Below are 26,642 nucleotides of genomic sequence, written 5' to 3'. Positions count from 1 at the left end.
TAAACAGCTACCAACGATCTGTCATTGTCTACTTACTGTGCCTGATTGCAAAATTAGAAGATGCAAAATTTTTTAGCGCTATGTGCCTGATTTTCCTGAAGAATTTATCGATTTTTTTATGAGCATATTGTTTACATATAGTGTCATCACCACGTATGACACTATGTAAACCAATTGGGATGATATTAAGACTAGATTTCTTCTAATGCTTTGGCGATGGATTCTGTCATCGTTTTGGCATCACCAAAAAGCATATACGTATTGTCACGGAAGAAGAGATCATTATCGACACCAGCATATCCCGGGGAAAGACTGCGTTTTACGAATAAAACGGTTTTAGCTTTCTCAACTTCTAATACAGGCATACCATAAATGGGCGAACCTGGGTCAGTTTTAGCTGCGGGGTTGGTTATGTCATTAGCGCCAATGACAAAAGCCACATCAGAGGTAGCAAAATCGCGGTTGATTTCACTTTGTTCAAATACACGGTCATAAGGAATATTTGCTTCAGCAAGAAGCACATTCATATGGCCAGGCATACGACCAGCCACTGGATGGATAGCAAAGCGAACCCGAATGTCGCGATCCTCTAATGCATCGACTAATTCTTTCACGGCATGCTGCGCATGAGCTACGGCCATTCCATATCCGGGAACAATGATCACATCTTTGGCATTGCTTAATAAAAAGGCAGCATCTTCACCATTGGCTTGATGTATTTGCTGATTATCATGATGGGCTGCTGCAGCGTTTGTATCAGCTCCTTTTAAACCACCAAAAATAACATTAATGATGGAGCGATTCATGCCAACGCACATGATATAACTCAGAATGGCCCCGCTTGCACCAACCAACGCGCCAGTAATCACTAAAAGATGATTACTTAATGTAAAGCCAATACCTGCTGCTGCCCAACCAGAATAGGAGTTCAACATCGAAATGACCACCGGCATATCGGCACCACCAATTGGAATGATTAACAAAATACCAATGAGAAAAGAAAGCAGCGCCATTAAAGCAAAAATAGGCAGTCCTTGAGCCATTACAAAGTAAATAAACAATGCAACAATCGCCAGGGCAATAATCAAATTTCCTATTTTTTGTCCTGGATAGCGCACAGGTTTTCCTGACATAAGTCCCTGGAGTTTTAAAAAGGCAATGATGGAACCAGAAAACGTAATTGCCCCGATAATTAGTCCAAGGCTCATCTCAATCAAACTGGCAAATTCGATTGCTCCTGGGGTGCCAATATGAAAGGATTGCGGAGAGAGATACGCACAAAATGCGACAAGAACAGCAGCAAGACCTACTAATGAGTGAAAGCCAGCAACTAATTGCGGAATGGCTGTCATATTAATTTTAAGCGCAATGATAGTACCAATAATACCGCCGGCGATAATAAGCCCAATTAATAATCCATGATGATGAACTGATGGCATCATTAAGGTTGAACCAATTGCCACCGCCATGCCAAAAATCCCTAATAAATTACCGCGACGTGAGGTGGCAGGACTAGCTAAACCTTTGAGTGCCAGAATGAAGCATACTGCGGCAACCAGGTATAAAAAGGGGAATAAAGAAGTCATATGTTTATCCTATTATTTTTTATACATGCGTAACATGCGCTGAGTTACCACAAATCCACCAAAAATATTAATGGCGGTAATAAAAATGCCTAATCCGCCTAAAAAAGTAATTGTTCCCGTGAATTGAGTACCTGCAGCGATAAGGGCACCGAGAATGATAATACTAGAGATAGCATTGGTTACTGACATCAATGGCGTGTGTAGTGCTGGTGTAACTTTCCAGACTACGTAATAGCCAACAAAACAGGCTAAAACAAAAATGGTAAGAATTGCGATATAGGGATTACCAAGTGTATTGATTTCAGGCATGTTGTGGTTCCTTAGCCATTTGAAAGGGGAGATATTGGCCATCGTGACAAAGCAAGGCTTGTTTAATAATTTCATCTTCAGCATTAAAAGAAAGCGCATCGGCTGAAGGAATTAGAAGGCGTAGTAAATTTATCAAATTGGTTGCATACAACTCACTGGCGGTTGCGGGTATTAATCCTGCAAGATTGCTTAAACCCACAAGAGTCACTTCACCATGTTTAATAATCTTATCTTTTTCACTCAGTTCACAATTTCCACCTCGAGCCGTGGCTAAATCAACAATGACAGAACCTGGTTTCATTTGTTCAACGGTTTTTTTAGTTATTAATACAGGCGCTTTTTTACCGGGTATTAAGGCTGTAGAAATAGTAATGTCTGATTGCTTTGCATATTGATCAATAAGTTCTGCCTGTAAACGTTTATATTCTTCACTCGTTTCGCCAGCATAACCCCCGCTTGTTTCTGCATCTTGCTCCATGCTGACTTCAATAAACTCAGCGCCTAAGCTTTCTACTTGTTCTTTAGCAGCACGACGAACATCAAAAGCATAGACAACAGCCCCCAGACGTTTGGCGGTTGCAATGGCCTGGAGACCCGCAACACCAGCGCCAAGAATCAATACTTTTGCGGGGTGAATCATACCCGCCGCTGTCATCATCATTGGAATAGCGCGTTTAAAATGAGAAACGGCTTCTAATACTGCACGATAACCTGCGAGGTTAGCCTGAGAAGACAAACTATCCATACTTTGTGCACGACTAATACGTGGGATGAGATTCATTGAAAAAATACTAATTTTTTCTTTTGCGCCCCACGTTAATAAATCACTGGTTGGCTCATTATCGATAGGACCAATCACGAGAGTTTTTGGAGTAATACCTACAAGTTCTTTAGGATTAGGTTCATCAACACAGACAATAATATTTGCGGTATTAAGCAATGCTTTTCTGTCATTAACAATAGTAGCGCCTGATGTCTGGTAATCTGCATCACTGAAACCTGATGCCTGACCGGCATTGCTTTCCACTGTCACGTCCAAGCCCATTTTGAGGTACTGCTTTACTGCATTAGGGGTAATTGCGACGCGGGTATCGTTATTACTTTCATTTAACGCTGAAATGATCATGGAGAAATATCCTTTTCACCGCAGATTAGTCTTATCCTATTTGAATCTGTTTGATATTGCTAGTTTTTTAGAAAATTTTCCTAAGATTGTCATTGGTTTTAATATAACGAGAAGATTAACAGGCTAGCGATTTTTACTGGGAATACCTAAATTTTGTAAGAGAATTTCCTATAGGTTATCAGGTTAAGATACCCAATCTGTTTGTTTCGTTATGTTCCGCATAGATTTCAATTTCAATAGTAACTAAAACGATTTCTCCTGATTCTGCTCTTTCTGAAGGGGTAGAGTTAAGCTCTCCTTTGTTACCTATCCCTATAATGTTTTGAACTTTGACTTTCAGTACATTGATCGTATCAAATGAATATTAATAAATGATTAATTAATGATCTTATTTTATAAATAAACAAATTCAGCGCTGATAAAGTTACTTAAGCATTCATTAAGTTAACTTTGCTAAAATAGGCCATCGCTCTCTTAGCCTAAGCTGAAGTATGCACTATTCTGATTGCTACAAATTAATCAAAAATATTAAAGATAAATACCTTGCAGCTCGTTTAAAAAGCTCATTGAAAAATCTGGAAAAAGAGGCTAACCATCCTAGCTTTGTTACTTATTTAAAAACAGCTTCTGCTGAGAAATCCATCCTTGAATTGCGTAAAGCCTATGATATAGAGCAATTAGCAAAGGTACGCAAGGAAATAAAAAATATTCTTCAATCATTGCCAAAAGATGATGTGGATCATGCTGTTTTAGAAGTTAAAAATGTCCTGAAAAACATCAAAAGAACTGCCAAAAGTCAGATGGCGAATTACGATGCATATCAAGAAAATGGTTCACATTACGCTCAATTAGCACAAAAATATGCTACTCATTTTATTCCCTTTAATCAATCAAATGATCCTTTTAAAAGTTCAGATTTTAATGGGTACTGTTGGGGACATACTCATCGTTATGGAAAACTGGCATCCAAGGGAATATTGGATAGTTTATCAGTAGCCTCAGATAAAAAGCTTTATACCACTTTCAAAACCAACTGGACCTTTGCAGATATTCTTTTTAGACGCGTAGGCTGGTATTTTGCTATAAGGCAAGAACTAAAGATAAAGGAAGTTATTTGGAATGCTCTAAAACAGCTGGATGAAAAAAGCACTTTTAATTTTAATTTCTTAATAAATACCTGGGGCTTTCACTCAACAGCTTTGCGAATGGTGGGCAAAGGCATTGAGTATTACGATAATAATTATGGTTTAGTTAAATTTAAGTGCCGTGAAGATGCAGTTAACTTTTTGTCAGCTCATTTACTTCATCAAGCCATGGAAATGAATGGTAAAGTGAGTTTCGTTACCGTTTATAAATTACCCTATGAGAATTTGGTTGAGCATGACATTTTCCCTGATTTACCTCAAGCTGCGATTAAAAGAGAGGAAACATTTTCAGCTGAAGCTGAACGGATGCCTCGCTCTCCTAAGTTACGAGAGACACTTGATGCCTTAAGCAATTATGCAAGCGAGTTAGAAAATTCTAAAGATATTAAAGCAAAAATTAAAGCAAATGAACTTAGAAATTTATTTACAGAATTAGAATCACTACCCGATAGTAAGCTTGGTAATCGCTTGAAAGAAATACTTGAAACTAAAGAGCATAGCTTAATGATAAATCGTGGAACTGGATTTTATTTTTTTGCATCAGGATGTAAAAGCCATAGTACGACAGAGATGTTATTACAAGCTATTTATGAAGCTGCCACCACAGAGAGTATCCCGAGTTTAGTGGTTTAGAGAATTGTATGCCTGCATTAATTATTATAAAGTAGGCACCCATTGCAGCAAGTCCAATTAAAATATGGAAATTCTTTGTTTTTTTGCAGGGATAGCTTTTGCCTATTCAAAATCCCTCTATGCTTTTTTATTTCTTGCTATGAGTCTGAGTTTAAAACCTCGGTGGACTTTGCTCGGTTGTTTTTTAGTTGCCATTTTTTGGAGTGTGATTCATAACCGGTGGGTAGCCGATAGTGATATGCCATCGGATGTTCAAGTAATCACAAAAGCCATTTTGGAAGGTGAAATTGTCTCTATCCCAACCACTGGTTTTTCCAAATCTCAATTCCAGTTTTTAATAAATCAGCTGAATGGCAAACAAGTGAAGTCGACAGTTTTACTCGCTTGCTATACTCATTGCCCTAAATTTAAAGTAGGGGACTTCTGGCATTTTGAAGCCAAGTTAAAAAAGCCTGTTAACCTTGGAAATCCAGGTGGTTTTGATTATGTCGGTTGGCTTAATGCGCGCCATATTAGTTGGACTGGTTACATTAGACCCCATTCCGCTAAATTGTTGACGCGAGTTCATAGTCCGCAAAGTCTTCTTGGTTTTCGTGAGCATCTTGCTCTAAATGTTGGCAAATTAATGCCTAAAGAGAAGGTATTAGGCGTTTTTGAAGCATTAACTTTAGGATTAACCAATCACATTGATAAATCACAATGGGATCTATTCAGGCGAACAGGCACAACGCACTTAATGGTTATTTCTGGCTCTCATATAGGACTTGTGGCTGGATTAAGTTTTTTATTAATGCGTTGGTTATGGTCACGAGGAGGGCGATTATGCCTTCATTATCCCGCCGACCAGGCTGCCAGTATTGTTAGTTTTTTAATGGCTCTTATTTATGCGCTTATTGCAGGTTTTGCAGCCGCTTCACAGCGCTCTTTAATTGCCTGTTTTTTCTTACTTTTAAAAAATTTCTTAAATCATCGTTTCACAGCATGGCAAGCCTGGCGCTACTCATTGCTTGCTGTCTTACTTTATGAGCCACACGATGTCTTATCGCCCGGATTTTATTTATCTTTTCTCGCGGTCGCGAGTCTACTGCTTGGTAGTCAGCGTTTTTCTGCAAAAGGGTTTAGAAAAACAATCATCCTGCAGTTAATCTGTCTTTTTGGTTTAATGCCTCTAACTTTGTTTTGGTTTTCTTATGGGGCAGTCAATGGCGTACTTGCTAATTTACTGGCCATTCCTTTGGTGGAATTTATTATTGTGCCGTTGTCTTTGATCGCTTTGTTTATGGCTCAATGGTGGGATAATTCTCTTTTGCTAATTCTGGTATCGTGGGCTATTGAAGGGTTGCTTTATTATTTAAATTGGATTGATGCTCTTTCATTGCTTAACCTAAATTTTTCATTTATCAGTGTACTGTCGCCGCTGGCATTAATGTTAACTATGCTTGTGCTGTTATTTTTTCCAGTAAAAACAATGTGGCCAGCCTTAATTGTCATGAGTATGGCTGCTCTTTTTCCAGGCTATCCGCGTGTGAAAGACGGAAAGGCAGAAATTAACATTATCGATGTTGGACAGGGATTAGCAGTTAGTGTGCGAACAGCAAAACACTTACTCATTTACGATACTGGCGTCAAATTTTATCAGGGAGGAGATATGGCAAAATTAGCGATTATTCCTTATCTAAATACGCTAGGTATAAAGAAAGTCGATAAGGTGATTATTAGCCATCCTGATTTAGATCACCGAGGTGGGTTAGCCTCGTTGGAAGAAAACTATAAGATTGATGAACTCATAGTAAATAGTCCCTCTTTTTATCATCGTGGTAAAAATTGTCATCATTATCCTGCCTGGCAATGGGATGGTGTCAATTTTCGTTTTTTAGCAATTAATAAACGGTTTAAAAATAAAAATAACAACTCTTGTATCTTACAAATCGAGAATAAAGAACAAAAAATTCTATTAACAGGGGATATTGAGCGTCTGGCTGAAAATTATTTGGTTACTCATTATAAAGGGCAACTACAATCTGCTGTTCTCGTACTGCCCCATCATGGCAGCAAAACGTCGTCTTCATTGCCATTCATAAAACAAGTGGCACCGCAGTTTGCTGTCATTTCCGCAGGGTTTGATAATCGCTATCATTTTCCCCATAAAGAAACATTGCAAACACTGCAGAAACAACGAATCGATTTCTTAAACACTGCAGATTGTGGCATGGTAACGATTCGTCTGTCTGGAGATAGAGGTAGGGTAAAACCAACCTGTTATAAAACTGAATAAGTGGACCAATAATTGATCTTATTCAATTCTCATTGACAAGAAAATATACATAATGTACTATGTGCCCACTCTCAAGTCTTCACTAGTGATCTTATGCGCGTCATTGCTCGTTTAGTTTGTCTTGTTGCTATTCTGGTTACTTTTACTGTTAATGCTGCAAATACTAACTGCCAAGAGCATCAGTGTCTCGCTGTAGTGGATGCAGGCAGCACCGGCTCCCGCGTTCATATCTATTCTTATGATTTAGATGCTACTCAAACACCCATTAACATTCGTGAAATCTGGTCTAAAAAAATTAAACCCGGTTTAGCAACTATTGAAGCAAACGATGCAACCATCGATGCTTACTTAACCACGTTATTTTCTGGAGCGCCAGAAAATAACTTACCTATCTATTTTTACGCTACAGCAGGCATGCGTTTATTGCCAAAGCCTAAACAACAGCAGTTTTATACAACGATTGAGCAATGGTTCGCCCATCAATCAGGATGGCAGCTGCAAAAAGCCAAAACGATAACGGGCACAGAAGAAGGGTTATTCGGTTGGTTGGCGGTTAACTACCAACGAGGTTCTTTGGCTGCGGATGATCAGGAATTATCTGGGGTGATGGATATGGGGGGGGCTTCCGTGCAAATTATATTCCCTATTCAAAAAACAGAAGGTATTAATGCTCAAGACATTCAGCAATTTGATCTTTATGGTCGCCATTTAACGCTATTTATTCATAGCTTTTTAGGCTTAGGGCAAACCGAAGTAACGCATCAATTCCTCGATGAATCAACATGCTTTGCTGATAATTATGAGCTCCCCACAGGTCAACCAGCGACTGGCGATGCGTACTCTTGTAAAAGTGGCTTAGCTCATTTAATGAATTCAGTACATAAAGTAAATAGTACTGTTCAGCCAGCATTAGCTGCTTCCGAAATCAACAGTTGGTTTGTGATAGGGGGAGCATCTGATCTTGCTAAAAGCAAACCTTTCCAATTTGAAAATCAGTTCACCAATCAAGAGTTGCTTGACCAAGCAGACACCCAAATCTGCCACCAACAATGGTCAACGTTAACGTCGCAATACCCCGGAAACGACTACCTCTATGGCTATTGCCTGTTCCCATCCTACTATTATGCATTAATGGTAGACGGCTACGGTATCCAACCCCAACAAAACATTAACCTCATGGCCGAAAATGGTGACTGGACCATCGGGGTCGTATTAACACAAAAGCAAGCCCAACTAGCACAACAAGCCTCCTAGAAATCTTGCACCTCAATCATCCCTGGGTATAATAGATTCTATTGCCGTTGTAGCTCAGTCGGTAGAGCACTTGATTCGTAATCAATAGGTCCGCGGTTCGATTCCGCGCAACGGCATTGTAAAATCAATAAGTTATGTAATTAATAAATATTATTTTTGCTATGTGTCGAATATTAATAATGATTTAACCCCTAAATTGATAAAAGTATGTCTATTAAAAAATGGAAAGCATTTGAAGACTTAGTTGCAAAGGTTCAAGCTGATTTAGCTCCTGAAGCAACAATTAAGTTAGATCAAAAAATCGTTGGCAGAATTTCCAGGAGAAAAAGACAGATAGATATCTTAGTTCAGAAAAATATAGGTAATTATCTTATAAATATAGTTATTGAATGTAAGGACTTAAAAGGGCCTGTAAATGTAAAAAGTGTCGAGGCCACAATAGGATTGATAAAGGACGTGGGTGCAAATATAGGAGTTATTGTTTCAGCTAAGGGGTTTACTAAAGCAGCTTTAGCTGTAGGAGAGCATGCACAACTTAAATTATATAGACTTATTGATACTGGCAATCATGATTGGCGATCTGATATTGCCTTTCCAGCAATTTGTTTGGTTAGGAATCTGAGACAGTTTAGTTTTAATATACAGTATCTGGGAACCGGCCCCATTCCCTTAAATCATTCCATGATGTTATATAATAAGGAACAAGAAATTGGGCTTGCGAATGATCTCCTTATGAACTGGTGGATAAACGAAAACAATAAGATCTCCGTTGGTATTCATGAAAATATTGAGTTTATAGCTACAGATTTGTTTTTATTGATTGACAATAAACCTTTTCCGGTTAAATTTACAGCTAATTTAGAGGTTGAAGAAATCATTTATTTTAGAAAATGCCCTTTAAAAGATATTTCAGGTTTTGAAGATCAATTCAAGAGAGGGACAATAGAAACTCGTGGCTTTACTCTGAGTAATTTTAATATTGACGAACTAAAAAATAACTGGATAAAAATAAAGGGCTCTCATGAGCTATCGATTAAGCCAATTATTAGTATGCATATAGCTACTTGCGCGCAGCTTTAATAACCTACTGTATCTGTACAAATAGGTGCGTAATCAGTTGCGATTATTTATTTCTGTAAGGATACTTTTGCTAAAGCTGAAATTAATTTCTTTTTGTAGCGATGAAACATAGGTATAAATATGGAACTTCCTAAATTTATTTGCATCACATAACTTTAAGAAACTATTCCAGGATGTTACGTACATATAGGTTTCACCATGTTGTAGCATTTTAGGTAAAGAATCTTCTATTAAGTTATTATTTTGCATACTGAATTCAACAGTGGCATGTTTTTTTGAACATAAATAACCACTGATAAATTTTACTCCAGCTAATTCGAGAAAAATAGGTCTATATCCTGTATTAGTAAACCGTAATGCTAAATAGCCCCCTTCAATATTCGGAAGTGAACCGTATGCGTCTCCATGCATTCCATTAAACCGAAGTTTTAAAGCTTCATCACGAAACCAAAAATAAAGTGCTAAAAATGTTGCACCGCATGTACCTAAAGCAGCGAATCCAGAAATAAATAAATCAATGACCTTATAAGTATCCATATATTATTCTCTTTATTAATTTAACTCGCACTCTTTTATTCAATAAACTAGAGCTAAAAGTATACTCTCTATACGTGGATTTTAGGAAGAATCGAAGCCCACATCTCACCATAGCCGTATATGAAAGTCATTCCCAGCCATCGTAGCGAGTAGCAACTGTCTTGAATTTCTAATTCAAGACAGTTGCTACTGCTGAATTTGGTTTATTCATTTACTTCACAATCTGATTCTTATAAAACATCAAACAGGTTCCTCGCCAATGAAGTGGAAAACCCTGGTTGTCACTCTGCGCCAACCAGGCTACGCTTGCTGGCGAAACTGCTTAATTATTAAGAGGAATTTATGAAAAAATTTATAGCAATTATCTTAACAACAATGTTGGTTGGTGAAGCGTCCTGTTTTGCTGCCACTTTAAACGCGTTGAATAAAGAGCAATTTATCAACGCTTTTGTTAATAAAACATCAATATCAATCGCAACAGATAACTTAAATGGTCGCACCATTGAAAATACCTTTTCCATGTTTATGGATGAGCAAGGTACTGTTATTGGTAGGATGTCGCATAAACCCGCCAATGAACCACAAACAGACAAGGGCAGTTATTCAATTGACGACGACGGTACCGCCTACATTACATGGCAACATTGGGATGGTGGCAAAAAATTATGTTTTCACGCATTTGATACAGCAAACGCATACATTAATGTTGGTTGTGATAATGTATTTCACACAGCCTTTATGAAGGAAGCTATTAAATCTGGAAATCATCTGAAGTAGGATGCGTCGATTGGGTTACTTAAACCCAACAAATCTCAATTTGAGTTATCACTTAAATAAACCTTTTCCAAAATGCTCCAATTGGCAAGCGTAGGCTGGGCTGCAAAGCCCAGCATTCATCAGCAATGGAAACTTCAATGCTAAGAAAAGTTGTTAATTCTGTTTTACTGGTCAACATAGTTTTCAGTTTCACAAAAGGGATCGCTGGGCTTTGCAGCCCAGCCTACGCTTGCTAGACCTAAGCACACCTCAATAGAGAATTTTTTACAGAAAAATATTAAAACCTCTACAAATGAAATTCAGAAAGATGTTTGTATAAATGCAGTAAAAAGAATCAAAAATAGTAGTCTAAAATTAAGGAAAGATATTTTTTTGCTAACATTTATACACTACTAGTATAGGAGTTATACCATGAGAAAAATGGAGTTTTCCAAAGTAAGTACATGTCTCTGGGAACTACGTTTTGAGGTACTGGGAGTTATTTTATTGGCTATCGCAACTGGTTTGACGATATCTTCTGGTAATAGTCTTGGAATAGTCGCTCTATTTGCTGCAGGTGTTATTTTTTGTTTGTTTAATAAATTTTGCTGTTACTTTTGCTCATCAACCCAATCATGTTCTGTTTGCAATACTCCCCATCCTTCTCACTCCGAAGAGTCGATTCAAATACAGGAAAAAGAAGAAAGTGAAGCAAAAGAAACAATGGATAATGAAGGTGGAAATCAAACTAATAGGATAAGATAGTCTATAAGCAAATCACGCTTGTCTATCCTTTTTAGGACTTGCGAAGATAAAAAAATTACCTCCAAAATTGGCCAGAGACAATAGTAATCGTTTTCAAATTATGTCCAATTAATATGAAGGAGTAATTATTCCCCTTTTGAAAAATGAAAAACGCAACATTAAGATAAAAAAGAATGGCATTTATTTAAAGATGCTAAAGGCCTGTTACAAGAAAGAACTACAAAAACTAATCCTCAGTTGCAAGACTTACTAAATTGTTTTGAGCAATTATGACTTGTTTATAATTATCGTCAATCATTGGAGCGAATTTGGCTAAAAAAAGTATCCTCGCAAAAAGTGTTAATTGAATCTTTAAACCAATGGTGCAAAAAAGCGGAAGCGTCAGGCTTGGATGTATTACATCAATGTTCTCTTCGGCTAAAAAACTACATTTAATTAGCGCTGAGAACTCCTTTATAGAAAGATTGCAACAAAATGATCGGGCTTCATGGTTTTCATGCTCAGCAATTGATAAGCATTAAGGCACAGCAAGTAGTTGAGTTTTTAAATCAAATTTTCTTCAATAAGTGATACTGTATGTGAATTCTTAATATCTTGAATTACTGCGTAAACTTTCCTTCCATAACTGGTTTTGTTTCTTCTTCCTTTCTTGTTTTTCCATCGATTCCTTAGAGTCCAAAATGGTAGTTATGTATAGATCATATTATGAATTTACAGTTTTTTGTGAAAATTCCCAACATCATTATTCTCCAATAGCACAAGAGGCCAAAAACTATGCATAGACTATAATTAATTATTATGGAAAGAGAAAACAAAATGCTAAATATAAAACCCCAGAAAATTAGAGCTATTCTTCATAAAATAGAACGCTTTCAAGAAAAGGAAGATGAATATCCTAAGTTGACGACAGAAGAGGATACACCGTATATTCTGTCGGATCCTTGGTATCAAAGTATACTTGCTACAATAAATAACTTACCACCAGACCAACAGGCAACCTTGGTCGCTTTAATGTATTTAGGACATGGGGATTTTAAGAAAAATGAATGGAATGTGGCTTTTGATACCGCTCAAGAACAGCTAACAAAACATATAGGACAATACTTATTGTCACAACCACATGTAGTAAACTCTATTGAAAATGGCCTAAATATTTTAGGTTTCGTAAACATTAATTAGGTGATTTTGTTCTATCAGCTAGAGTTCTGCTGGAGTTGCATTTTTGTCATTACCATTATTTATTGATGCAACACATTATCAATGCCGATGATTGTTTCTAGAGACAAGACGTTGCAAAAGCAAGAGTTGAGGTGGGCAGATCAATGATGTAAATTACTACAAGACCGCTGAACAATCCCGCGACCACAGGCATATTTGGTATACCTTAAAAAACTTAAGATACTAAGACTGGTTTTTTATATTCTAATAATAGTTAAAGGATGACTGCATGCCCATAAGTCCGCAATTACCTAAAGAACTCATACATTGGATATCAAAACCCTTAGATCGATTTATTCGTATTGAAACAAGCACAGCCAGTTTACTATTATTAGCCACTGCTATATCACTAATTATGGCGAATTCTCCTTGGTCAGAGTCTTTTTTATCTATTTGGGATATACCCTTGGGCATTCGCTTGGGAAATATTGAATTTTCTCGTCCAATCCATGGCTGGATAAATGATGGATTAATGACCCTATTTTTCTTTTTTGTATCTTTAGAATTAAAAAGAGAGTTAGTTTTTGGTGAGTTACGTCAACCTAAAATGGCTGCTCTTCCTATTGTCGCGGCCTTAGGGGGAATGCTTGTGCCTGCTGTGTTTTACCTTTTACTTCAAGAAGGTAGACCCGGACAAAATGGCTGGGGTACTGTTATGGCGACAGATACTGCTTTTGTAATTGGATGCTTGGCCTTATTTGGTAAACATATTCCTCAAAGTCTTCGGATATTCATGTTGTCGTTGGCTATTATTGATGACATTGGCGCTATTCTGGTTGTTGCTATTGGTTATAGTGATGGGATTACTTGGACTGCTCTTGGTGCATCTGTAATAGGGTTTGTTTTCGTTTACATAATAAGAAAATTAGGGATTCGCAGTATAATTGTATTTTTTTTAATTGGAGCCCTTATATGGGTTTCAGTGGATGCCTCCGGTATTCACCCCACCATTACTGGCGTTATCCTTGGATTGATGACCCCTACTGAAACATGGATAAGTGATGAACGATTACGTAAAATTTTAGAACATATGGTTTCTTATCCACCAGGAGAACATTGGAGCGGAGATACAGAGGATCGCAAGTCATTACACATGACTGAAGTAGCGAGTCGTGAAACCCTTTCTCCGGTTGAACGACTGGAAATTCTATTACACCCATGGATTGGGTATCTAATTTTGCCTCTATTTGCGTTAGCTAATGCAGGAGTGCTGATATCTTTCTCCGATTTTACTAATGAAGTTACCCTGGCTGTATTTTTAGGATTTATTCTGGGAAAACCTATAGGTGTTTTTGGTTTTAGTTTTATTGCCGAAGCTTTTGGATTAGCGAAGAGGCCTAGAGATCTCAACTGGATATTGTTAGGTTGCGGTAGTATATTGACTGGTATCGGATTTACCATGGCTATCTTTATCGCGAATTTAGCTTTCAATGAAAATCTTATTAATTCAGCTCGATTAGGTATACTCTTAGCAAGTATTTTTTGCTCCTTAACGGGTATTTTTATGCTTTTAATATACAAATTATTTTCTAATAGAACTTAACCGCTAATAATTTTCCCTCAATATTTTTTATTAGCATGCGTAGCCCGGATTAGCGCAGCATAATCCGGGATTTTCAAAGATATTGCATCAACTCCCCAAGTTTTATCATCGCGTCATCCAACCTAAGGGATTGCTTATGGTCAACTATCGTCGCGATTATTCTCATGGTGCTATTTATTTTTTCACGTTAACTTTGAAAAGCAGAAAATCTACCTATTTAACGACCTATATTGATGTATTAGGTCAATCATTTCGTGCTGTGAAGGCTAAATTTAACTTTAAGACGCATGCCATTATTGTACTGCCGGATCACTTGCATTTGATAGGGGAGCTACCTAAAGAAGATTGCAATTATTCTCAACGCTGGCGCTTAATTAAAACGCGTTTCACGCAAGGGTTAATAAAAAAAGGGGGGTGGTTAACAGAAATAATCGTGGTGAAGGAAATGTTTGGCAAAATCGCTTTTGGGAGCATCGTATTAGAGATGACCATGATTTGGAGAAACACATTGATTATATTCATTATAATCCTGTAAACATGGTTATACTTCAAAGCCAGAAAGTTGGCCATATTCAAGTATCCATCGGTATATTCAACAAGGGATTATTATTAAAAATTGGAAGAGTGGGGAGTATTGGGGACTTGGTGAATGAGAAAGGCATCCATCCCGGATTACGCTGCGCTAATCCGGGCTACGCTTGCTACTTACTATTATTTTCTAAATTGATTGATACCTTCCTTTGTAGCCTCGGTAAGTTTGCTTTCCTCTTTGGGGCCGAACTTATCGTTATTCCTCGCGATGAAGAAGGAGGCTGTATTAAATAATGATGGAGTAGATGCCTGAAATCCAAGGCGTATATAAGTATTGGCATCGGCTCTACTTAAAGATGGATCTAATGGTTTATCGTGTTCATCAGTTAAAATAATTTGTTCTGCTCTAGGAAAGCGTGTTTGAATGGCTTGACGTTGTTCTGAGCTCATCACCGCTAATTCGCAAGCCATTACAGACACTGTTTCAATATTTTGAGGTATTGCTTGAACAATAAGCGTCAAATCTTCTGCTGTTCTATCTCCAAGACGATTTCGTGTCAAATCAAGATGGATGATTCCCGAATCTTTGAGCACGCTCAATATAGCTACCAACTCTTCTCCGGTCTTTTGCCCAAGATTATTCCCGCTCAAATTAAGATGAGTGATTCCCGAATCTTTGAGGACACTCAATATAGCTATAAGCTCTTCTGTGGTCTTCTCCTCAAGTTTATTGCCGCTCAAATTAAGATGGGTAATTCCCGAATCTTTGAGGACATTCAATATAGCTATAAGCTCTTCTGCAGTCTTCTCCCCAAGATTATTCTCGCTCAAATTAAGATGAGTGATTCCCGAATTTTTGAGGACACTCAATATAGCTACCAGCTCTTCTGCAGTCTTTTGCCAAAGTTTATTCCCGCTCAAATTAAGGTGGGTGATTCCCGAATCCTTGAAGACGCTCAATATAGCTACAAGCTCTTCCCCGCTCTTTTGCCCAAGATTATTAAACTCCAAATTAAGATGAGTGATTCCCAAATCTTTGAGGACGATTAATATAGCTACCAGCTCTTCTGCAGTCCTTTGCCCAAGTCCATTTATAGCCAAACAAAGATGGGTAACTCCTGAATTTTTGAGGACACTCAATATAGCTACCAGCTCTTCTCCGGTCCTTTGCCCAAGATTATTCCCCCGCAAATCAAGATGCGTGATTCCCGAATCTTTGAGGGTGCTCAATATAGCTACCAGCTCTTCTCCGGTCCTTTGCCCAAGATTATTCCCCCGCAAATCAAGATGCGTGATTCCCGAATCTTTGAGGGTGCTCAATATAGCTACTAGCTCTTCTCCGGTCCTTTGCCCAAGATTATTTCTGCTCAAATCAAGATGAGTGATTCCCGAATTTTTGAGGGCGCCCAATATAGCTACCAGCTCTTCTCCACTCTTTTCCTCAAGTTCACTCTCGCCCAAATCAAGATGGGTAATTCCCGAATCCTTAAGGACACTAAATATTGCTGCCAACTCTTTTCCTGTCTTTTGACAAAGATTATTCCTCCTTAAACTAAGATGGGTGACGCCAGAATTTTTGAGAATATTCAATAGGGCTACCAGCTCTGCCTCTGTCTTTTGTCCAAGATTATTCCTGCCTAAATCAAGATGAGTAACTCCAGAATCTCTGAGGGCGCTCAATATGGCTACCAGCTCTTCTGCGGTCTTTTGAAAAAGCTTGTTCCATCTCAAATCAAGATGGGTGACTACAGAAATTTTGAGAATACTAAATAGAGCTACTAGTTCTGCCTCTGTATTTTGCCCAAGATTATTTTCGCTCAAATCAAGATGGGTGACTTCATTTTTTTTTTGTTTCAATTCGGAGATTAATTGTTCGATTTGATTTTTTTTGAGATGTAAATGCAGCATAATAGAGTTCCTTATGCATTATTGATTATTTTATGATCAATGATATCGTTTTATGATGAGTTGGTCAATTATTTGCACTAAATCCATTCAGTATCTACATAGAGAACAAAATTAATACGAAAGAACATTGAAGAGCTGTCAGGCGCTGCATGTCTCTACAACAGAAACATAACTTTGCTGGAAACCATGAAAGCAACTTTTTCTTACTTACTCATAAACTTTTACAGGTGATACAAAACTTTGAGGTTTAATGTCCCACGGGGAACAATTAAATTTTTGTAAAATATTTTCGGCAGCGAGTAGGTTGGGTCGTTTTGACCCAACAAAATTCCTAAGGTTAGGCCGAATTTCAATTCAGGTTTTCTGATTGCCCTTTTAGACTTCTGTCAAACTTTGAATGGTTGGGTCAAAATGACCCAACCTACTCGCTTCAATTTAACTGGTCAACGTAGTTTTTAGTTTCATAAAGAAATCGTTAGGCTTTGCAGCCTAGCCTATGCTTGCTGCACTTTTTGAGTTATTGACACAATAAGCATCAAATTGTTAAAATATTGATCTTAAATATTGGATAAGAAACGCTACCATGATACAAATTGAAGAAAAATTCTACGATACATTGGACTTAGAAAGCTTCTTAAAAACTTATTACTCTGAAGACGCTGATTCGATTGTCGAAGGAATTCTGGATTATTTTCAAAATTACCCTGATTGGGCTAATGCCGCAGATTTTGCATGTAATTATTTACGTAAAAACCCTCATCTCATATCTAAATTAGATAATTCCCTAAGTGCTTTACTAACTCCAGAAAATTCAAATGAAAATTTAATTGAGATATGTAACTTTTTATTATTGGAAGATAATAATTGGTCAGTTCTCAACTCTTCATTAAAACATCTCTTAAAAAATGACTATTTTCAGAGAAAATTAGCTTATGACTTGAGCTTTGAACAATATTGTGCATGGACTGGTCAACAATTATTCCCTGCCCTTATCGGGTATTTAAGTATTCCTCCAAGGGTATTTCCATCGACTTTAGATTCATCTGATAGACCAAGAGCAAAACTTACACAAGTTGGCAGTAACAAATCAAGACTTCGAAAGATGCTCAATGCTGTAGAAAATGGTTATTACGAGGGTTTTAGTGTTTTTATTGCAGCCATACAACCCTATTGTTTAGACCCTCATTATAACAACCCTATTTTCTTTAATAATCTCGTTTCGATAATAGAAGACCATAATTACTGGAATGCTTCTAATCTGGAAGATCGTAAAGATTTAATTGAAATCGTTAGTCTACATCCTTTTAGCCAGGATAATTTCCTCCAAAGCGGTTCTTTCCCACTTTATTATGAAGTTGCAAAAAGAAATAATCCTCACACTACGCTTCTGCAAAATATACGATTTTTTTTACAATTGTCTTCTGAATCTAAGTTTCGCTATGAAGCCATTAAAAGCATTACCATCCATTTATCTTATCTCCCTAAAAAAGAGTTGGATGAATTTGTTCAACAATTATTCCAAGATGAAAATTTGGATTTGATACAAGCTTTTTATCAATTACATGAACTTTGTATTTGTTGGGAAGGTGAGACTTTAGAAACTTGGTCCATGTTTGCACGATCCATATTCTTTCCGTTGACTGAACCAGAATGTAGAAATTCTATTCTGGAAGAAAAAATTGGAAAAAAACCTACTGCCTCCCGAGAGGCGTTAAATCATAAATTGAAGCAATATAATGAAGAGGTATTTACTCAATCACCTTTCGTCATTCCTGAAAATTGTACTTTTCTACGTATACAAGGGAGAACAATATTATTTAAGGATAAAAACGAAGAAAAAATTCACGCCATAAAAATACAGAAAAAAGGGGAGGATGCGCAATCACTCTTTCAGCAAAAAATAACCGTGGATTTTTTAAACCAGAATAAAGAAGTGCTCGGATTAAAAAGTGAATTTCCTGAAGCATTATCCTTAAAAAAAATGACAGGATTAAATAATTATTTAATGGATTTAGTAAAAAATAACCACATAACAGAACAAGAATACACTCAATTGATGGAGAGTATCCAAACTCAAAATGATACTCATCTTGTATATGAGTACAGTGCTCATCCTAATTATTTTGAGTATTTAAATTCACCTGATATATCCATGGAACAAGCTTATCATGGAGCTCAAGCAGCATTGCATGATTTATTGGTGTTTCTGGATATGGGAATAGTCTATGATGAAATCATAGATCTATTTCATACACGTCATATTGAAGAAAACCGTACAGACAATGGACGATATCTGTCTTTAGTTAGTTTTTCACGCCGCCATAATAATTGGGAAAATGTAGGGGCGGGAAGACTATCTGGTTGGAAAAATTGCAAGTGGCCTAACATCCGTCTAACTGGACTTGCTGATGAAGGCGATTGGAAAAATTTGGAAGAGTTTACCTCTATAAATCCTTCATCGACTGCGACAAGTTTTTTTAAGGAGTTAGTCCGAACCAAACTTCCTAATCAGAAAAATCGCATTCGTGCGACTTTTGTTGCCGAGGCTATGCTCTGTTTAGAGCTGTGTCTAGGAATGAGGGCTTGTCGTATTATTGAAAAAAATCCTCAGATAGACTCATCTAGTCTATGGCTTGAAACTGCAAATTGTATCATTAGGCTACATATTCAAGCCTTTAGTGAAATTGGTCAAATTCCTCAAGAAAAAGCCAGAGAAATGTTTTTATCGATTATTGACGTAGAGCGCTATGCTCGGCAAATGGCTTACTGGATGGGCCAAGAAAATATAGCCTACAGCTTAAAGGGTGAAATCAAACCAGGGATTTATGAGCCAGAAGCCAAAGTCCTTCTCATTCTAAATGAGATCCAAACAGGAACTTTTAGTGCTGAGCAGGGCTGGTGTGTGGATCCAGAACTTGGACCCGATTTAGGAACATTTAATGGACCTTACCCGATCCAGGAAGCTGTTAAAGGTCATTATGCCCTGGTTACATTAGGTTATGTTTCACGAGCTTTACAACTCAAACTTGGCGTGAGTCCAAAACCGGATGCAGATAGCGTACTCTCTGAGTCGGTTGATAATTTGAGATTCTTTTCTCCTTTATCAAAGCAACATGAAATAAATAGTTCAACAAATCCACAGCCCCAAAAAACTGCGGAGTTTGGACTGTAATAATGAATAAGGACTGATTAATAAACAAAAGGCGCCAATGCCGTTGCTTCTCATCCAATATTTCAAATAGCGAAGTAGGTTGGGTCAAAATGACCCAACCTACTACTTGCTCTACAAAGCTGATTGCCGTAAATACCCATAAATTTCTTGTTAATGAAATGGAAACCTGGTTGTCACTATATGCCTCAACCAGGCTATGTTTGCTAATCTAGTCGAATATCAAACGGTTATAATGTTGAGATACTCTCTAAATAGATCCGTTGGAATATGGGCTCCTACTCCAGAAATATTAACGATGATTACCACCGTAGCGCCGCTGTGAGGTTCATGCATCATTAGTAACAGATAGCCAAAATAATCACCTGTATGTCCTATCCAGCCATTAATAGCTCCCATCCCATAACCGTATTTGTCATATTCAGGACAAGTAGGGTGGGGGCGTGTAGGATCATTATCAGCGCAAGGATTGAAACTAATCGGTAAAAGACTATTTACTCGTTGCTGCTGCATTAGTGGTGATAAGAGGCTGCCTGTTGCAAGTGCTTTAACCCATATTCTTAAATCACCAAGTGTAGAAATCATTCCTCCAGCTGCGCCGGAAAAAGAAGGGTCGATAAAGGTAACATCTTCGCGATCAGTACCGGCGTATCCTCTTACAAAAGGGATAGGCATATTTGGTGTTGTAGGATAGCTTGTTTCGCTAAGACCTAAGGGTTTGATAATTCTATTACTTATTTCATTACCAACAAAGTTGCCAGTTAATTGCTCAATAATCATGCCCAATATAATGGTGTTGGTATTTGAATAGTGCCAGTTTGCATTAGGGGGAAAATAGACGTTATTGCTATTGGCAATCGTGACTAACTCTTGGGGTGACCATTTTCTTAAAAAATTATCTACAAGGGCTTGGAGAAAATTAGGATCGGCACTGTAATTAAAAATCCCACTGCGCATATTTGCTAACATGGCAAGAGTAGCACTATTATTTTGGATGTTAAAACCAAAATTACTAATTGGAGTATTTAAAGTTGTTAGACCTTGTTGAATCAGTTGTAAAACTACAGTTGTTGTGAAAGATTTAGTAAGACTCGCTATACGGACGTGATCTGCAGAACTAATTGGACGCTCTGTACTTAAATCCGCAACGCCATCCTCAATAACTAACTCTCCTTGCCCTGGTATCCAAATACCTGCCAAAACACCAGGTATATTATATTGCTGCTTGTAACTAGTAGTGATATTTCGTAATAACTGTTCAGTGGTTTGGTTTAAGCAAACACCTTTAGTGCAGGGAGTAACACTTATATCCAAACTATCAGTTGCAGAAGGACCGTAGCAGAGTAATGGATCAGGTATATTCGTGCCTGGTTTGGTTTGGCAAATAATAGGTCCAGAGTGAAGCCCTGCGCCCATTTGCGAAGATCTAAGCCTCAGGTTTAAAGAGCATGATTGCCCCGGCGCTAAAGTAAAAGGGTTTGGACAAAGCGAGGTTCCTGATATTTGCTCCGTGCCGGGCATGGGTTTGATGGTCAATGTTCGCGTTCGATTGCTATTGTTTTTTATTTTATATTGTACTGTCAGAATTCTGTTCGCTAATAACCGGTTTGGCGCTTTAGTAACGGCTGTTACTTCAAAGAGTGGGATACCTGCATTTGCATTTAAAGGAAGTAAATTTAATAAACCAATAATGAAAATTTTAATTAGAATTTTTGTCATAGTAATCCGTCACTTTTAAATAAAAACTTTTAAGCATTGCTTTTTAACAGATATTAAGGATAAAAGAAAATAAGACTTAACTTTTATTTGATTGGATGAAACTCAAAGTGATCCGTTAGGGGGGCTTTGCGCGGTTAAGCCAAACGTGATTCTTTTAAAAAGGATCTTAAACAGCCGGCTATAGAACCAGGATGTTCCTGTTGTACGGTTCGAGTTTGAGCCATTGTAGCAACGTATATTCGCTTATAGCCTAATGCTGCAAAAATTCCAGTTAGGCGTGTGGCAATGTTCAACGCATCTAGTAAATCTTGTTCTTGATGCAGATCTAACCATGAGGAAATCCATTGTCGTTTAAAATCTTCATAAATTTCATCTGGTTTTATTTCATGAAAATAAGTCATGTTCCATAAACAACCGCTTAACGATAAAAACGGATGGGTGATAACGGTTTCTCCCCAGTCAATAATGCTGATATGACCAGTTTCTTGATCAAGCACCATATTATTTTCCTGAAAATCGCAATGATTCATCGTTTCAGGAATCTGATAGTTGGATAGTGATTCACAGAGTGTGGTGCCGAATTCGTAAGCATTCTCTAGCTCTGTAATTTCTTCTTTGGACAAACCATCACTTATTAACAATTCTTTTTGATCTATTAACTCCCGGTATAACAAAGGTATTTTTCCAAGCCGCCAATCAGGAAGATTTAAGCCTATTAATTGAGATATTTTGTTTTCTACAGTTCGTTGGATTTTGGTGTAATTTAGAACCCCTCTGTTCAGCAGGACTGAATCAACTTTTTCTTTAAAAAGATGCCGTAAAGTTACATCGCCGCAAGATCTCATTAAAAAACAACATAACTGTTTATTTTCTGCAATGAGTGTTGGGATATTATTACATCCTTGCTCATGCAGGTAGATTAACGTTTGAGCTTCAGTTGACAATTCTGGGGGTGTCTTTTTAAGGTAGAACGTGTTTTTAGAAGTGATAATTTTATATACTGTGGAATAGGAGGTTGCAGTAATATTGTTATAGCTGCTAATAGTACCCTCATTGTGAGATACCAAATACTCAAGAGCCCATTTTAAAGCGAGTTCTATTTGCTCTTGATTCACTATATTCTCAAAACAATCCTCACGTCGTTTGACTTTAATATATAAAATCGTTCAAGTCCAAAAATTGGAAATTTATTAGCGAGCGTAGATACTGTCCATGACAAATAAGGAGGTAAGAATGAATTCAACGACCCTGTGCTTTTTCAAGCTCTTTAATTGAGCTATGACAGTACTGAACCTACGACCCAACTATTTGAATTTTTTTGTAATTTATATTAAACATAGTACATTATTTGATGCGCTTTATTACAAATATTCTTTCTTAGCTATCCTTAAGGACTAGAAATGCTAAACAAAATTCAAATTTTTGTTTTGTTAATCGCAATGGTATTTTTTTCTGCCGTACCGGCACAAAATTACAGGGTTCCCGCAACAAAAGATACCGTGACTCTAGGCCTTTATACACTGGATAAGGAACCTGTAGTTAAAGTTCACTCTGGAGATTCTGTTTCTCTTGAGACCTGGAACAGTTGTTTGCATGAAATGACTTATAATAAAACAACTCCAGCTGAAGTCGCGCAGTTCTATACTAAATATGACATTCAAAAAAGACGTGGGATGCACAGCTTAACTGGGCCTGTTTACATTGAAGAAGCTGAACCAGGAGACGTGCTTGAGATTCGAATATTAGATATCAAATTAAATAATTTTGGTTATAACTTTTTAAGTCCTACAGCGGGGATTTTATCGGAATTTACCCAGCCCAGGATCATGTATTTTAAATACAATAAAGAAAAGAACGCCACTGAATTCACCAAAGGAATATGTTTACGTCTCAAGCCATTTCCAGGAGTAATTGCGGTAGCTCCTCCTCGAGATTGGCCTGATGGCTGGCCTGTAAATCTAGAAACACATATGGGGCAACCAGTTGCAGGGCAATTCAATTCAGTTCCACCAGGCCCTTTTGGAGGTAATTTAGATGAGCCCAGCTTACAAGTAGGTTCCATTCTTTATTTACCCGTTTTTCAAAAAGGAGCTTTAGTGTGGACCGGTGACTCACATGCGATGCAAAGTAACGGCGAAATTGACGTTACAGCGATGGAGACTTCCTATGAAGGCATCACCTTGCAATTTATTGTCAGAAAAGATCTAAAAGCCGAGGGAGTATTTGATAAAACAAAACGCAATGGTAACAGTTTATTCACTTGGCCTATAGTCGAAAACTCGAAAGAATGGATTGTGATAGGATTGAATCAGGATCTTTTTGAAGCTATGCAGCTTGCCTCAAGAAATGCAATTGAATTTTTAGTGCGTACTCAAGGATTCTCAGCACAAGAAAGTTATCAATTTTTGAGCATGGTAGGTAATTTCGACATCCCTGAAGCAGTCAATGTTATTAAAAATGTCGCAGTACATATTCCAAAAAAACCTTTCAAAAATCTGGGCAAGATGAAAACTCTTTCTTCTGCAGGTAAGTTCCCACTCACAACACCAACGATTGATGAAAATGCAAGCTGCCCACCACAAGAAGGCAAAATTATTCAATAACCATTAGGTGAAAAATGAAAAAGATCTTCATTCTGTTGTGCTCCAGCTTTATGACTTCGGCTGTTTTCGCGAGCAGTATTGTGCTTGACAATAAAACGAATTACCCGAAGAAAGATACATTCGGTAGAATCGCGATACAGTGGGCTGTTTCAGCTAAAGCAGTACAAAAAGCCAATGAAAACATCCTTAATGGTGCAATATTAAACTCAAACTCTTTAATGATACTCACCCAAAAAGGAAAAGTTGAACTCAGTTCACCGAATAACGCCAGATACTTTAGACTAGTCGTGTGGTCAAATGATAAAAAAGAACCAGACTTACTTACGAATTGGGTAGATTTTATTCCTAATAAAACCTATGTTGTGCATCAAAATCAACTTGTCCCCAGAATGCTCATGGCTGGATCAGGCTGCTAAAAGATTGATTAGAAAAAGTATGCTACGGCCAATTGTTATCCCAGCTGCAGCAAGAGTCAGGGAGCGAAAAGAAAAATGATAATTCGCACCCTCTTTGTTATTTTGTTGGTTACAATTCATGGTGTTTATGCAAAAACAATCAAGGCCATTCCTAAAAAATCAACACCCACAGAATCCTCAAAAATCACGAGTATCAGCTCGAACCCAGCAGCAGTTAATGTTCCAACTGGGACAGGAATAATTCAGCGCTTTATAGAAAAAAAACTTGGTATTGAAAATAATCATGGAATTATGATACAGGGTGCCTGGATCGGAGATACAAATGATTTATTTTCTGGTGGCATAACTGATGCGAAACGAGTCACATCAAACAGTGTGTTATTAGTCGATTTAAATATTGATATGGAGAAGTTTAACGGTTGGCGCGGCGGTCTATTTAGTGCTCAATTTTTACAACAAAACGCGCAAAATACTAATGCACAAGCGGGTCTTATTCAAGGATATAACTCGTTGCCTGATGTTGCTCCTTTTAATCGTTCTGAACTTTATGCATTGTGGTATCGACAAGCGCTTTTTGATGATACGCTGTTTGTTCGCATTGGAAAAACAATTACTACCCTGGATTTTAATAATGTCATCAAACCGGTTCCCCTGAGCGCCGGTGAACCGAATATCCCCGCGGTAACCAGTTTGATTTATACTCCCATTTTTATCAGCCCTGCTGTAGATGGGGTTATGCCCGGCTATACGAATTCTGCTTATGGACTCACTTTGAATTTTACGCCTGTGAATCAATGGTATCTTGCTTATGGCATTTATGATGGCAATTTAGCCAGTGGTAGACAAACCGGTTTAAACGGACCAACATTCAATGGAAGTTACTTTCAAGTTGCTGAAACAGGTGGGGCATGGATTTTAGGAAAAAAACCTGGGACTGCTGGAGTCGGAGTCTGGCATCAAAAAGGTCTTATTCGTCAGCAAAATCTCAGCGAAATGGAGGTCACAGGTGCTTACTTGTTCGGATCACAACGTTTATGGTATCGTCATCCAGGATACGATATTAGTGGTATTTCAGCTTTTTACCAATTAAGTATTAATAATTCCAGTGCTTTACCCATGAACAAATCCATTGGCGCGGGCTTAACGGCATTTGGTTTAATCGCAAATCGAGAAGCCGATTCTCTGGGTTTTGGTTTTTCACTAGCATGGCTGAATCAACACAGTACCGATCAACCCACTGAATTGATATACCAAATTTACTATCAGGCACAAATAATCCCTAATATTTATTTAGAACCTGCTCTTTCCTATATTCCCACCCCAGGACAAAGCTCAAGTTTACCACCCGCATTTGCAGGCACAATAAGAGCGATTATTTTAGCTTGAATGATTGGGTTTAACCCCCAGGTTCATGACTCCTATTTTTTTGAATTTGAGGCTCAAAGCTGCTCTTAAAACGCTTTTTGAATAATTAATTTCTTCCTAACGGTCTCAAAAATTATTTCTAATATTTGATTTTTATCTTGGCATTAAGGTCTTTTATTGGTCATTTATTCTATATTTATATAAATAGAATCTTCAAAAGGAATTGAGAATGAAAAATCATACTCTAAAAGCACTAATTGATGACTTGGATGTGATTGTTAAATCAATTGATGGCGATCCATCAAGTCCAAATAAAAGTACTGCTCATAATCTTAAGACTGCACTATTACAACGATTAAATGAAATTGGTGTTCCACCTTTTCCAGATACTCAAACCTCAGAAGAAGAAGCAGAGACAGACATTTTTGTTTTAACTGCCTTAAAAGATGCGTATACGCAGTCTAAAGGGTTAGGTGCGCACTCTCTATTTAGACATATTAAAGTTGAAAAACTTGGCATTGAGCCTGGAAGTAATTTGAAATCCGGTATTGCGAGCCTTGCACAAAAATATTTTGGTAGTGAAGAAAAAATCAAAAATACGACAGAGTTTTTAAATAATCTTATACAACAAAAACGAAGTGAGGAGGGATGGATAACCCCCAGACATAAATAACGAATGTAGCAACTGCTATAGCTTTAATCAT

22 protein-coding genes and 1 tRNA gene are annotated in these 26,642 nt (G+C 37.5%); 16 read left to right on the top strand and 7 right to left on the bottom strand.

All coding sequences use genetic code 11. From position 1 onward, the window contains the following. Positions 1–191 precede the first annotated feature (191 nt). From PXX05_RS07455 to PXX05_RS07445, 3 genes are read right to left on the bottom strand one after another with little or no spacing between them, the layout of a single operon-like run. Positions 192–1,586, bottom strand: a complete 1,395-nt coding sequence (locus PXX05_RS07455; RefSeq protein ID WP_275087600.1) for an NAD(P)(+) transhydrogenase (Re/Si-specific) subunit beta — start codon at positions 1,584–1,586, stop codon at positions 192–194. A gap of 12 nt (positions 1,587–1,598) precedes the next feature. Next, positions 1,599–1,895, bottom strand: a complete 297-nt coding sequence (locus PXX05_RS07450; RefSeq protein ID WP_275087599.1) for a proton-translocating transhydrogenase family protein — start codon at positions 1,893–1,895, stop codon at positions 1,599–1,601. Continuing rightward, complete coding sequence (locus tag PXX05_RS07445; protein ID WP_275087598.1) at positions 1,888–3,021, bottom strand: Re/Si-specific NAD(P)(+) transhydrogenase subunit alpha; 1,134 nt, start codon at positions 3,019–3,021, stop codon at positions 1,888–1,890. The genes PXX05_RS07450 and PXX05_RS07445 overlap by 8 nt, the downstream gene beginning before the upstream one ends. A gap of 491 nt (positions 3,022–3,512) precedes the next feature. Between PXX05_RS07445 and PXX05_RS07440 the strand changes: the two genes are divergently transcribed. The 5 genes from PXX05_RS07440 to PXX05_RS07420 all read left to right on the top strand — a co-directional run bounded on the left by PXX05_RS07440 (position 3,513) and on the right by PXX05_RS07420 (position 9,408). Further along, positions 3,513–4,799 carry a hypothetical protein gene (locus tag PXX05_RS07440; protein WP_275087597.1) on the top strand — a complete coding sequence of 429 codons (1,287 nt, stop codon included), beginning with the start codon at positions 3,513–3,515 and terminating at the stop codon, positions 4,797–4,799. Between the two features lie 64 nt (positions 4,800–4,863). Further along, the gene (locus PXX05_RS07435; RefSeq protein WP_275090433.1) at positions 4,864–7,074 is read left to right on the top strand and encodes a DNA internalization-related competence protein ComEC/Rec2; all 2,211 of its coding nucleotides are present in this window, start codon (positions 4,864–4,866) and stop codon (positions 7,072–7,074) included. 93 nt (positions 7,075–7,167) lie between these two features. After that, positions 7,168–8,328: an acetate and sugar kinases/Hsc70/actin family protein gene (locus PXX05_RS07430; protein ID WP_275090432.1), complete on the top strand. Its 1,161-nt coding sequence runs from the start codon at positions 7,168–7,170 to the stop codon at positions 8,326–8,328. A gap of 43 nt (positions 8,329–8,371) precedes the next feature. Next, positions 8,372–8,444 (top strand) — tRNA-Thr (locus tag PXX05_RS07425). A 91-nt stretch (positions 8,445–8,535) separates the two neighbouring features. Beyond that, positions 8,536–9,408 carry a restriction endonuclease gene (locus PXX05_RS07420; protein WP_275090431.1) on the top strand — a complete coding sequence of 291 codons (873 nt, stop codon included), beginning with the start codon at positions 8,536–8,538 and terminating at the stop codon, positions 9,406–9,408. 33 nt (positions 9,409–9,441) lie between these two features. On the opposite strand, the gene PXX05_RS07415 is transcribed toward PXX05_RS07420, so the two are convergent. Beyond that, on the bottom strand, positions 9,442–9,945 hold the full coding sequence (locus tag PXX05_RS07415) for a hypothetical protein (RefSeq protein ID WP_275090430.1): 504 nt from the start codon (positions 9,943–9,945) through the stop codon (positions 9,442–9,444). Between the two features lie 342 nt (positions 9,946–10,287). On the opposite strand from PXX05_RS07415, the gene PXX05_RS07410 reads away from it, so the two are divergent. From PXX05_RS07410 to PXX05_RS07390, 6 genes are all read left to right on the top strand, one after another. Then, a complete protein-coding gene (locus PXX05_RS07410) occupies positions 10,288–10,722 on the top strand; it encodes a hypothetical protein (protein WP_275090429.1) in 435 nt (144 codons plus the stop codon). Between the two features lie 411 nt (positions 10,723–11,133). Continuing rightward, a complete protein-coding gene (locus PXX05_RS07405; protein WP_275090428.1) occupies positions 11,134–11,466 on the top strand; it encodes a hypothetical protein in 333 nt (110 codons plus the stop codon). A gap of 336 nt (positions 11,467–11,802) precedes the next feature. Continuing rightward, positions 11,803–11,901 carry a hypothetical protein gene (locus PXX05_RS15145; protein ID WP_420844636.1) on the top strand — a complete coding sequence of 33 codons (99 nt, stop codon included), beginning with the start codon at positions 11,803–11,805 and terminating at the stop codon, positions 11,899–11,901. Between the two features lie 363 nt (positions 11,902–12,264). Then, positions 12,265–12,645 (top strand): DUF3775 domain-containing protein, encoded by a 381-nt coding sequence (locus tag PXX05_RS07400; protein WP_275090427.1) that lies wholly within the window; start codon positions 12,265–12,267, stop codon positions 12,643–12,645. A 268-nt stretch (positions 12,646–12,913) separates the two neighbouring features. Further along, positions 12,914–14,227 (top strand): Na+/H+ antiporter NhaA, encoded by a 1,314-nt coding sequence (gene nhaA / locus PXX05_RS07395; protein ID WP_275090426.1) that lies wholly within the window; start codon positions 12,914–12,916, stop codon positions 14,225–14,227. Between the two features lie 136 nt (positions 14,228–14,363). Next, positions 14,364–14,762 (top strand): REP-associated tyrosine transposase, encoded by a 399-nt coding sequence (locus PXX05_RS07390; RefSeq protein WP_275090425.1) that lies wholly within the window; start codon positions 14,364–14,366, stop codon positions 14,760–14,762. Between the two features lie 176 nt (positions 14,763–14,938). On the opposite strand, the gene PXX05_RS07385 is transcribed toward PXX05_RS07390, so the two are convergent. Further along, the gene (locus tag PXX05_RS07385; protein ID WP_275090424.1) at positions 14,939–16,666 is read right to left on the bottom strand and encodes a leucine-rich repeat domain-containing protein; all 1,728 of its coding nucleotides are present in this window, start codon (positions 16,664–16,666) and stop codon (positions 14,939–14,941) included. A 583-nt stretch (positions 16,667–17,249) separates the two neighbouring features. Here PXX05_RS07385 and PXX05_RS07380 point away from each other — a divergent pair. After that, a complete protein-coding gene (locus PXX05_RS07380; RefSeq protein ID WP_275090423.1) occupies positions 17,250–19,838 on the top strand; it encodes a hypothetical protein in 2,589 nt (862 codons plus the stop codon). A gap of 219 nt (positions 19,839–20,057) precedes the next feature. On the opposite strand, the gene PXX05_RS07375 is transcribed toward PXX05_RS07380, so the two are convergent. Both PXX05_RS07375 and PXX05_RS07370 read right to left on the bottom strand, forming a co-directional pair. Beyond that, positions 20,058–21,554: a serine hydrolase domain-containing protein gene (locus PXX05_RS07375; protein WP_275090422.1), complete on the bottom strand. Its 1,497-nt coding sequence runs from the start codon at positions 21,552–21,554 to the stop codon at positions 20,058–20,060. A 134-nt stretch (positions 21,555–21,688) separates the two neighbouring features. Next, positions 21,689–22,669: a phosphotransferase gene (locus PXX05_RS07370; protein WP_275090421.1), complete on the bottom strand. Its 981-nt coding sequence runs from the start codon at positions 22,667–22,669 to the stop codon at positions 21,689–21,691. Between the two features lie 285 nt (positions 22,670–22,954). Between PXX05_RS07370 and PXX05_RS07365 the strand changes: the two genes are divergently transcribed. From PXX05_RS07365 to PXX05_RS07350, 4 genes are all read left to right on the top strand, one after another. After that, positions 22,955–24,157 carry an acetamidase/formamidase family protein gene (locus PXX05_RS07365; protein ID WP_275090420.1) on the top strand — a complete coding sequence of 401 codons (1,203 nt, stop codon included), beginning with the start codon at positions 22,955–22,957 and terminating at the stop codon, positions 24,155–24,157. Between the two features lie 14 nt (positions 24,158–24,171). Continuing rightward, positions 24,172–24,573 carry a hypothetical protein gene (locus PXX05_RS07360; RefSeq protein WP_275090419.1) on the top strand — a complete coding sequence of 134 codons (402 nt, stop codon included), beginning with the start codon at positions 24,172–24,174 and terminating at the stop codon, positions 24,571–24,573. Positions 24,574–24,648: 75 nt separating this feature from the next. Continuing rightward, positions 24,649–25,959: a carbohydrate porin gene (locus tag PXX05_RS07355; protein WP_275090418.1), complete on the top strand. Its 1,311-nt coding sequence runs from the start codon at positions 24,649–24,651 to the stop codon at positions 25,957–25,959. Between the two features lie 208 nt (positions 25,960–26,167). Next, positions 26,168–26,611 (top strand): hypothetical protein, encoded by a 444-nt coding sequence (locus PXX05_RS07350; protein WP_275090417.1) that lies wholly within the window; start codon positions 26,168–26,170, stop codon positions 26,609–26,611. The last annotated feature ends 31 nt before the right edge of the window (positions 26,612–26,642 follow it).

The organism is Legionella cardiaca (assembly GCF_029026145.1).
In the GTDB taxonomy this organism is placed as follows: Bacteria; Pseudomonadota; Gammaproteobacteria; order Legionellales; family Legionellaceae; genus Tatlockia; species Tatlockia cardiaca.
Note: the sequence above shows the minus strand (reverse complement) of the source record. Positions and strands in the feature narration are given on the sequence as shown.

What these genes read in the sequence shown, in the direction of transcription:
- PXX05_RS07375 (WP_275090422.1), bottom strand. Translation starts at nt 21,554, where the DNA reads ATGACAAAAATTCTAATTAAAATTTTCATTATTGGTTTATTAAATTTA.
- PXX05_RS07440 (WP_275087597.1), top strand. Translation starts at nt 3,513, where the DNA reads ATGCACTATTCTGATTGCTACAAATTAATCAAAAATATTAAAGATAAA.
- PXX05_RS07420 (WP_275090431.1), top strand. Translation starts at nt 8,536, where the DNA reads ATGTCTATTAAAAAATGGAAAGCATTTGAAGACTTAGTTGCAAAGGTT.
- PXX05_RS07385 (WP_275090424.1), bottom strand. Translation starts at nt 16,666, where the DNA reads ATGCTGCATTTACATCTCAAAAAAAATCAAATCGAACAATTAATCTCC.
- PXX05_RS07430 (WP_275090432.1), top strand. Translation starts at nt 7,168, where the DNA reads ATGCGCGTCATTGCTCGTTTAGTTTGTCTTGTTGCTATTCTGGTTACT.
- PXX05_RS07355 (WP_275090418.1), top strand. Translation starts at nt 24,649, where the DNA reads ATGATAATTCGCACCCTCTTTGTTATTTTGTTGGTTACAATTCATGGT.
- PXX05_RS07390 (WP_275090425.1), top strand. Translation starts at nt 14,364, where the DNA reads ATGGTCAACTATCGTCGCGATTATTCTCATGGTGCTATTTATTTTTTC.
- nhaA (WP_275090426.1), top strand. Translation starts at nt 12,914, where the DNA reads ATGCCCATAAGTCCGCAATTACCTAAAGAACTCATACATTGGATATCA.
- PXX05_RS07435 (WP_275090433.1), top strand. Translation starts at nt 4,864, where the DNA reads ATGGAAATTCTTTGTTTTTTTGCAGGGATAGCTTTTGCCTATTCAAAA.
- PXX05_RS07400 (WP_275090427.1), top strand. Translation starts at nt 12,265, where the DNA reads ATGGAAAGAGAAAACAAAATGCTAAATATAAAACCCCAGAAAATTAGA.
- PXX05_RS07360 (WP_275090419.1), top strand. Translation starts at nt 24,172, where the DNA reads ATGAAAAAGATCTTCATTCTGTTGTGCTCCAGCTTTATGACTTCGGCT.
- PXX05_RS07405 (WP_275090428.1), top strand. Translation starts at nt 11,134, where the DNA reads ATGAGAAAAATGGAGTTTTCCAAAGTAAGTACATGTCTCTGGGAACTA.
- PXX05_RS07410 (WP_275090429.1), top strand. Translation starts at nt 10,288, where the DNA reads ATGAAAAAATTTATAGCAATTATCTTAACAACAATGTTGGTTGGTGAA.
- PXX05_RS07450 (WP_275087599.1), bottom strand. Translation starts at nt 1,895, where the DNA reads ATGCCTGAAATCAATACACTTGGTAATCCCTATATCGCAATTCTTACC.
- PXX05_RS07455 (WP_275087600.1), bottom strand. Translation starts at nt 1,586, where the DNA reads ATGACTTCTTTATTCCCCTTTTTATACCTGGTTGCCGCAGTATGCTTC.
- PXX05_RS07350 (WP_275090417.1), top strand. Translation starts at nt 26,168, where the DNA reads ATGAAAAATCATACTCTAAAAGCACTAATTGATGACTTGGATGTGATT.
- PXX05_RS07365 (WP_275090420.1), top strand. Translation starts at nt 22,955, where the DNA reads ATGCTAAACAAAATTCAAATTTTTGTTTTGTTAATCGCAATGGTATTT.
- PXX05_RS07445 (WP_275087598.1), bottom strand. Translation starts at nt 3,021, where the DNA reads ATGATCATTTCAGCGTTAAATGAAAGTAATAACGATACCCGCGTCGCA.
- PXX05_RS07380 (WP_275090423.1), top strand. Translation starts at nt 17,250, where the DNA reads ATGATACAAATTGAAGAAAAATTCTACGATACATTGGACTTAGAAAGC.
- PXX05_RS07415 (WP_275090430.1), bottom strand. Translation starts at nt 9,945, where the DNA reads ATGGATACTTATAAGGTCATTGATTTATTTATTTCTGGATTCGCTGCT.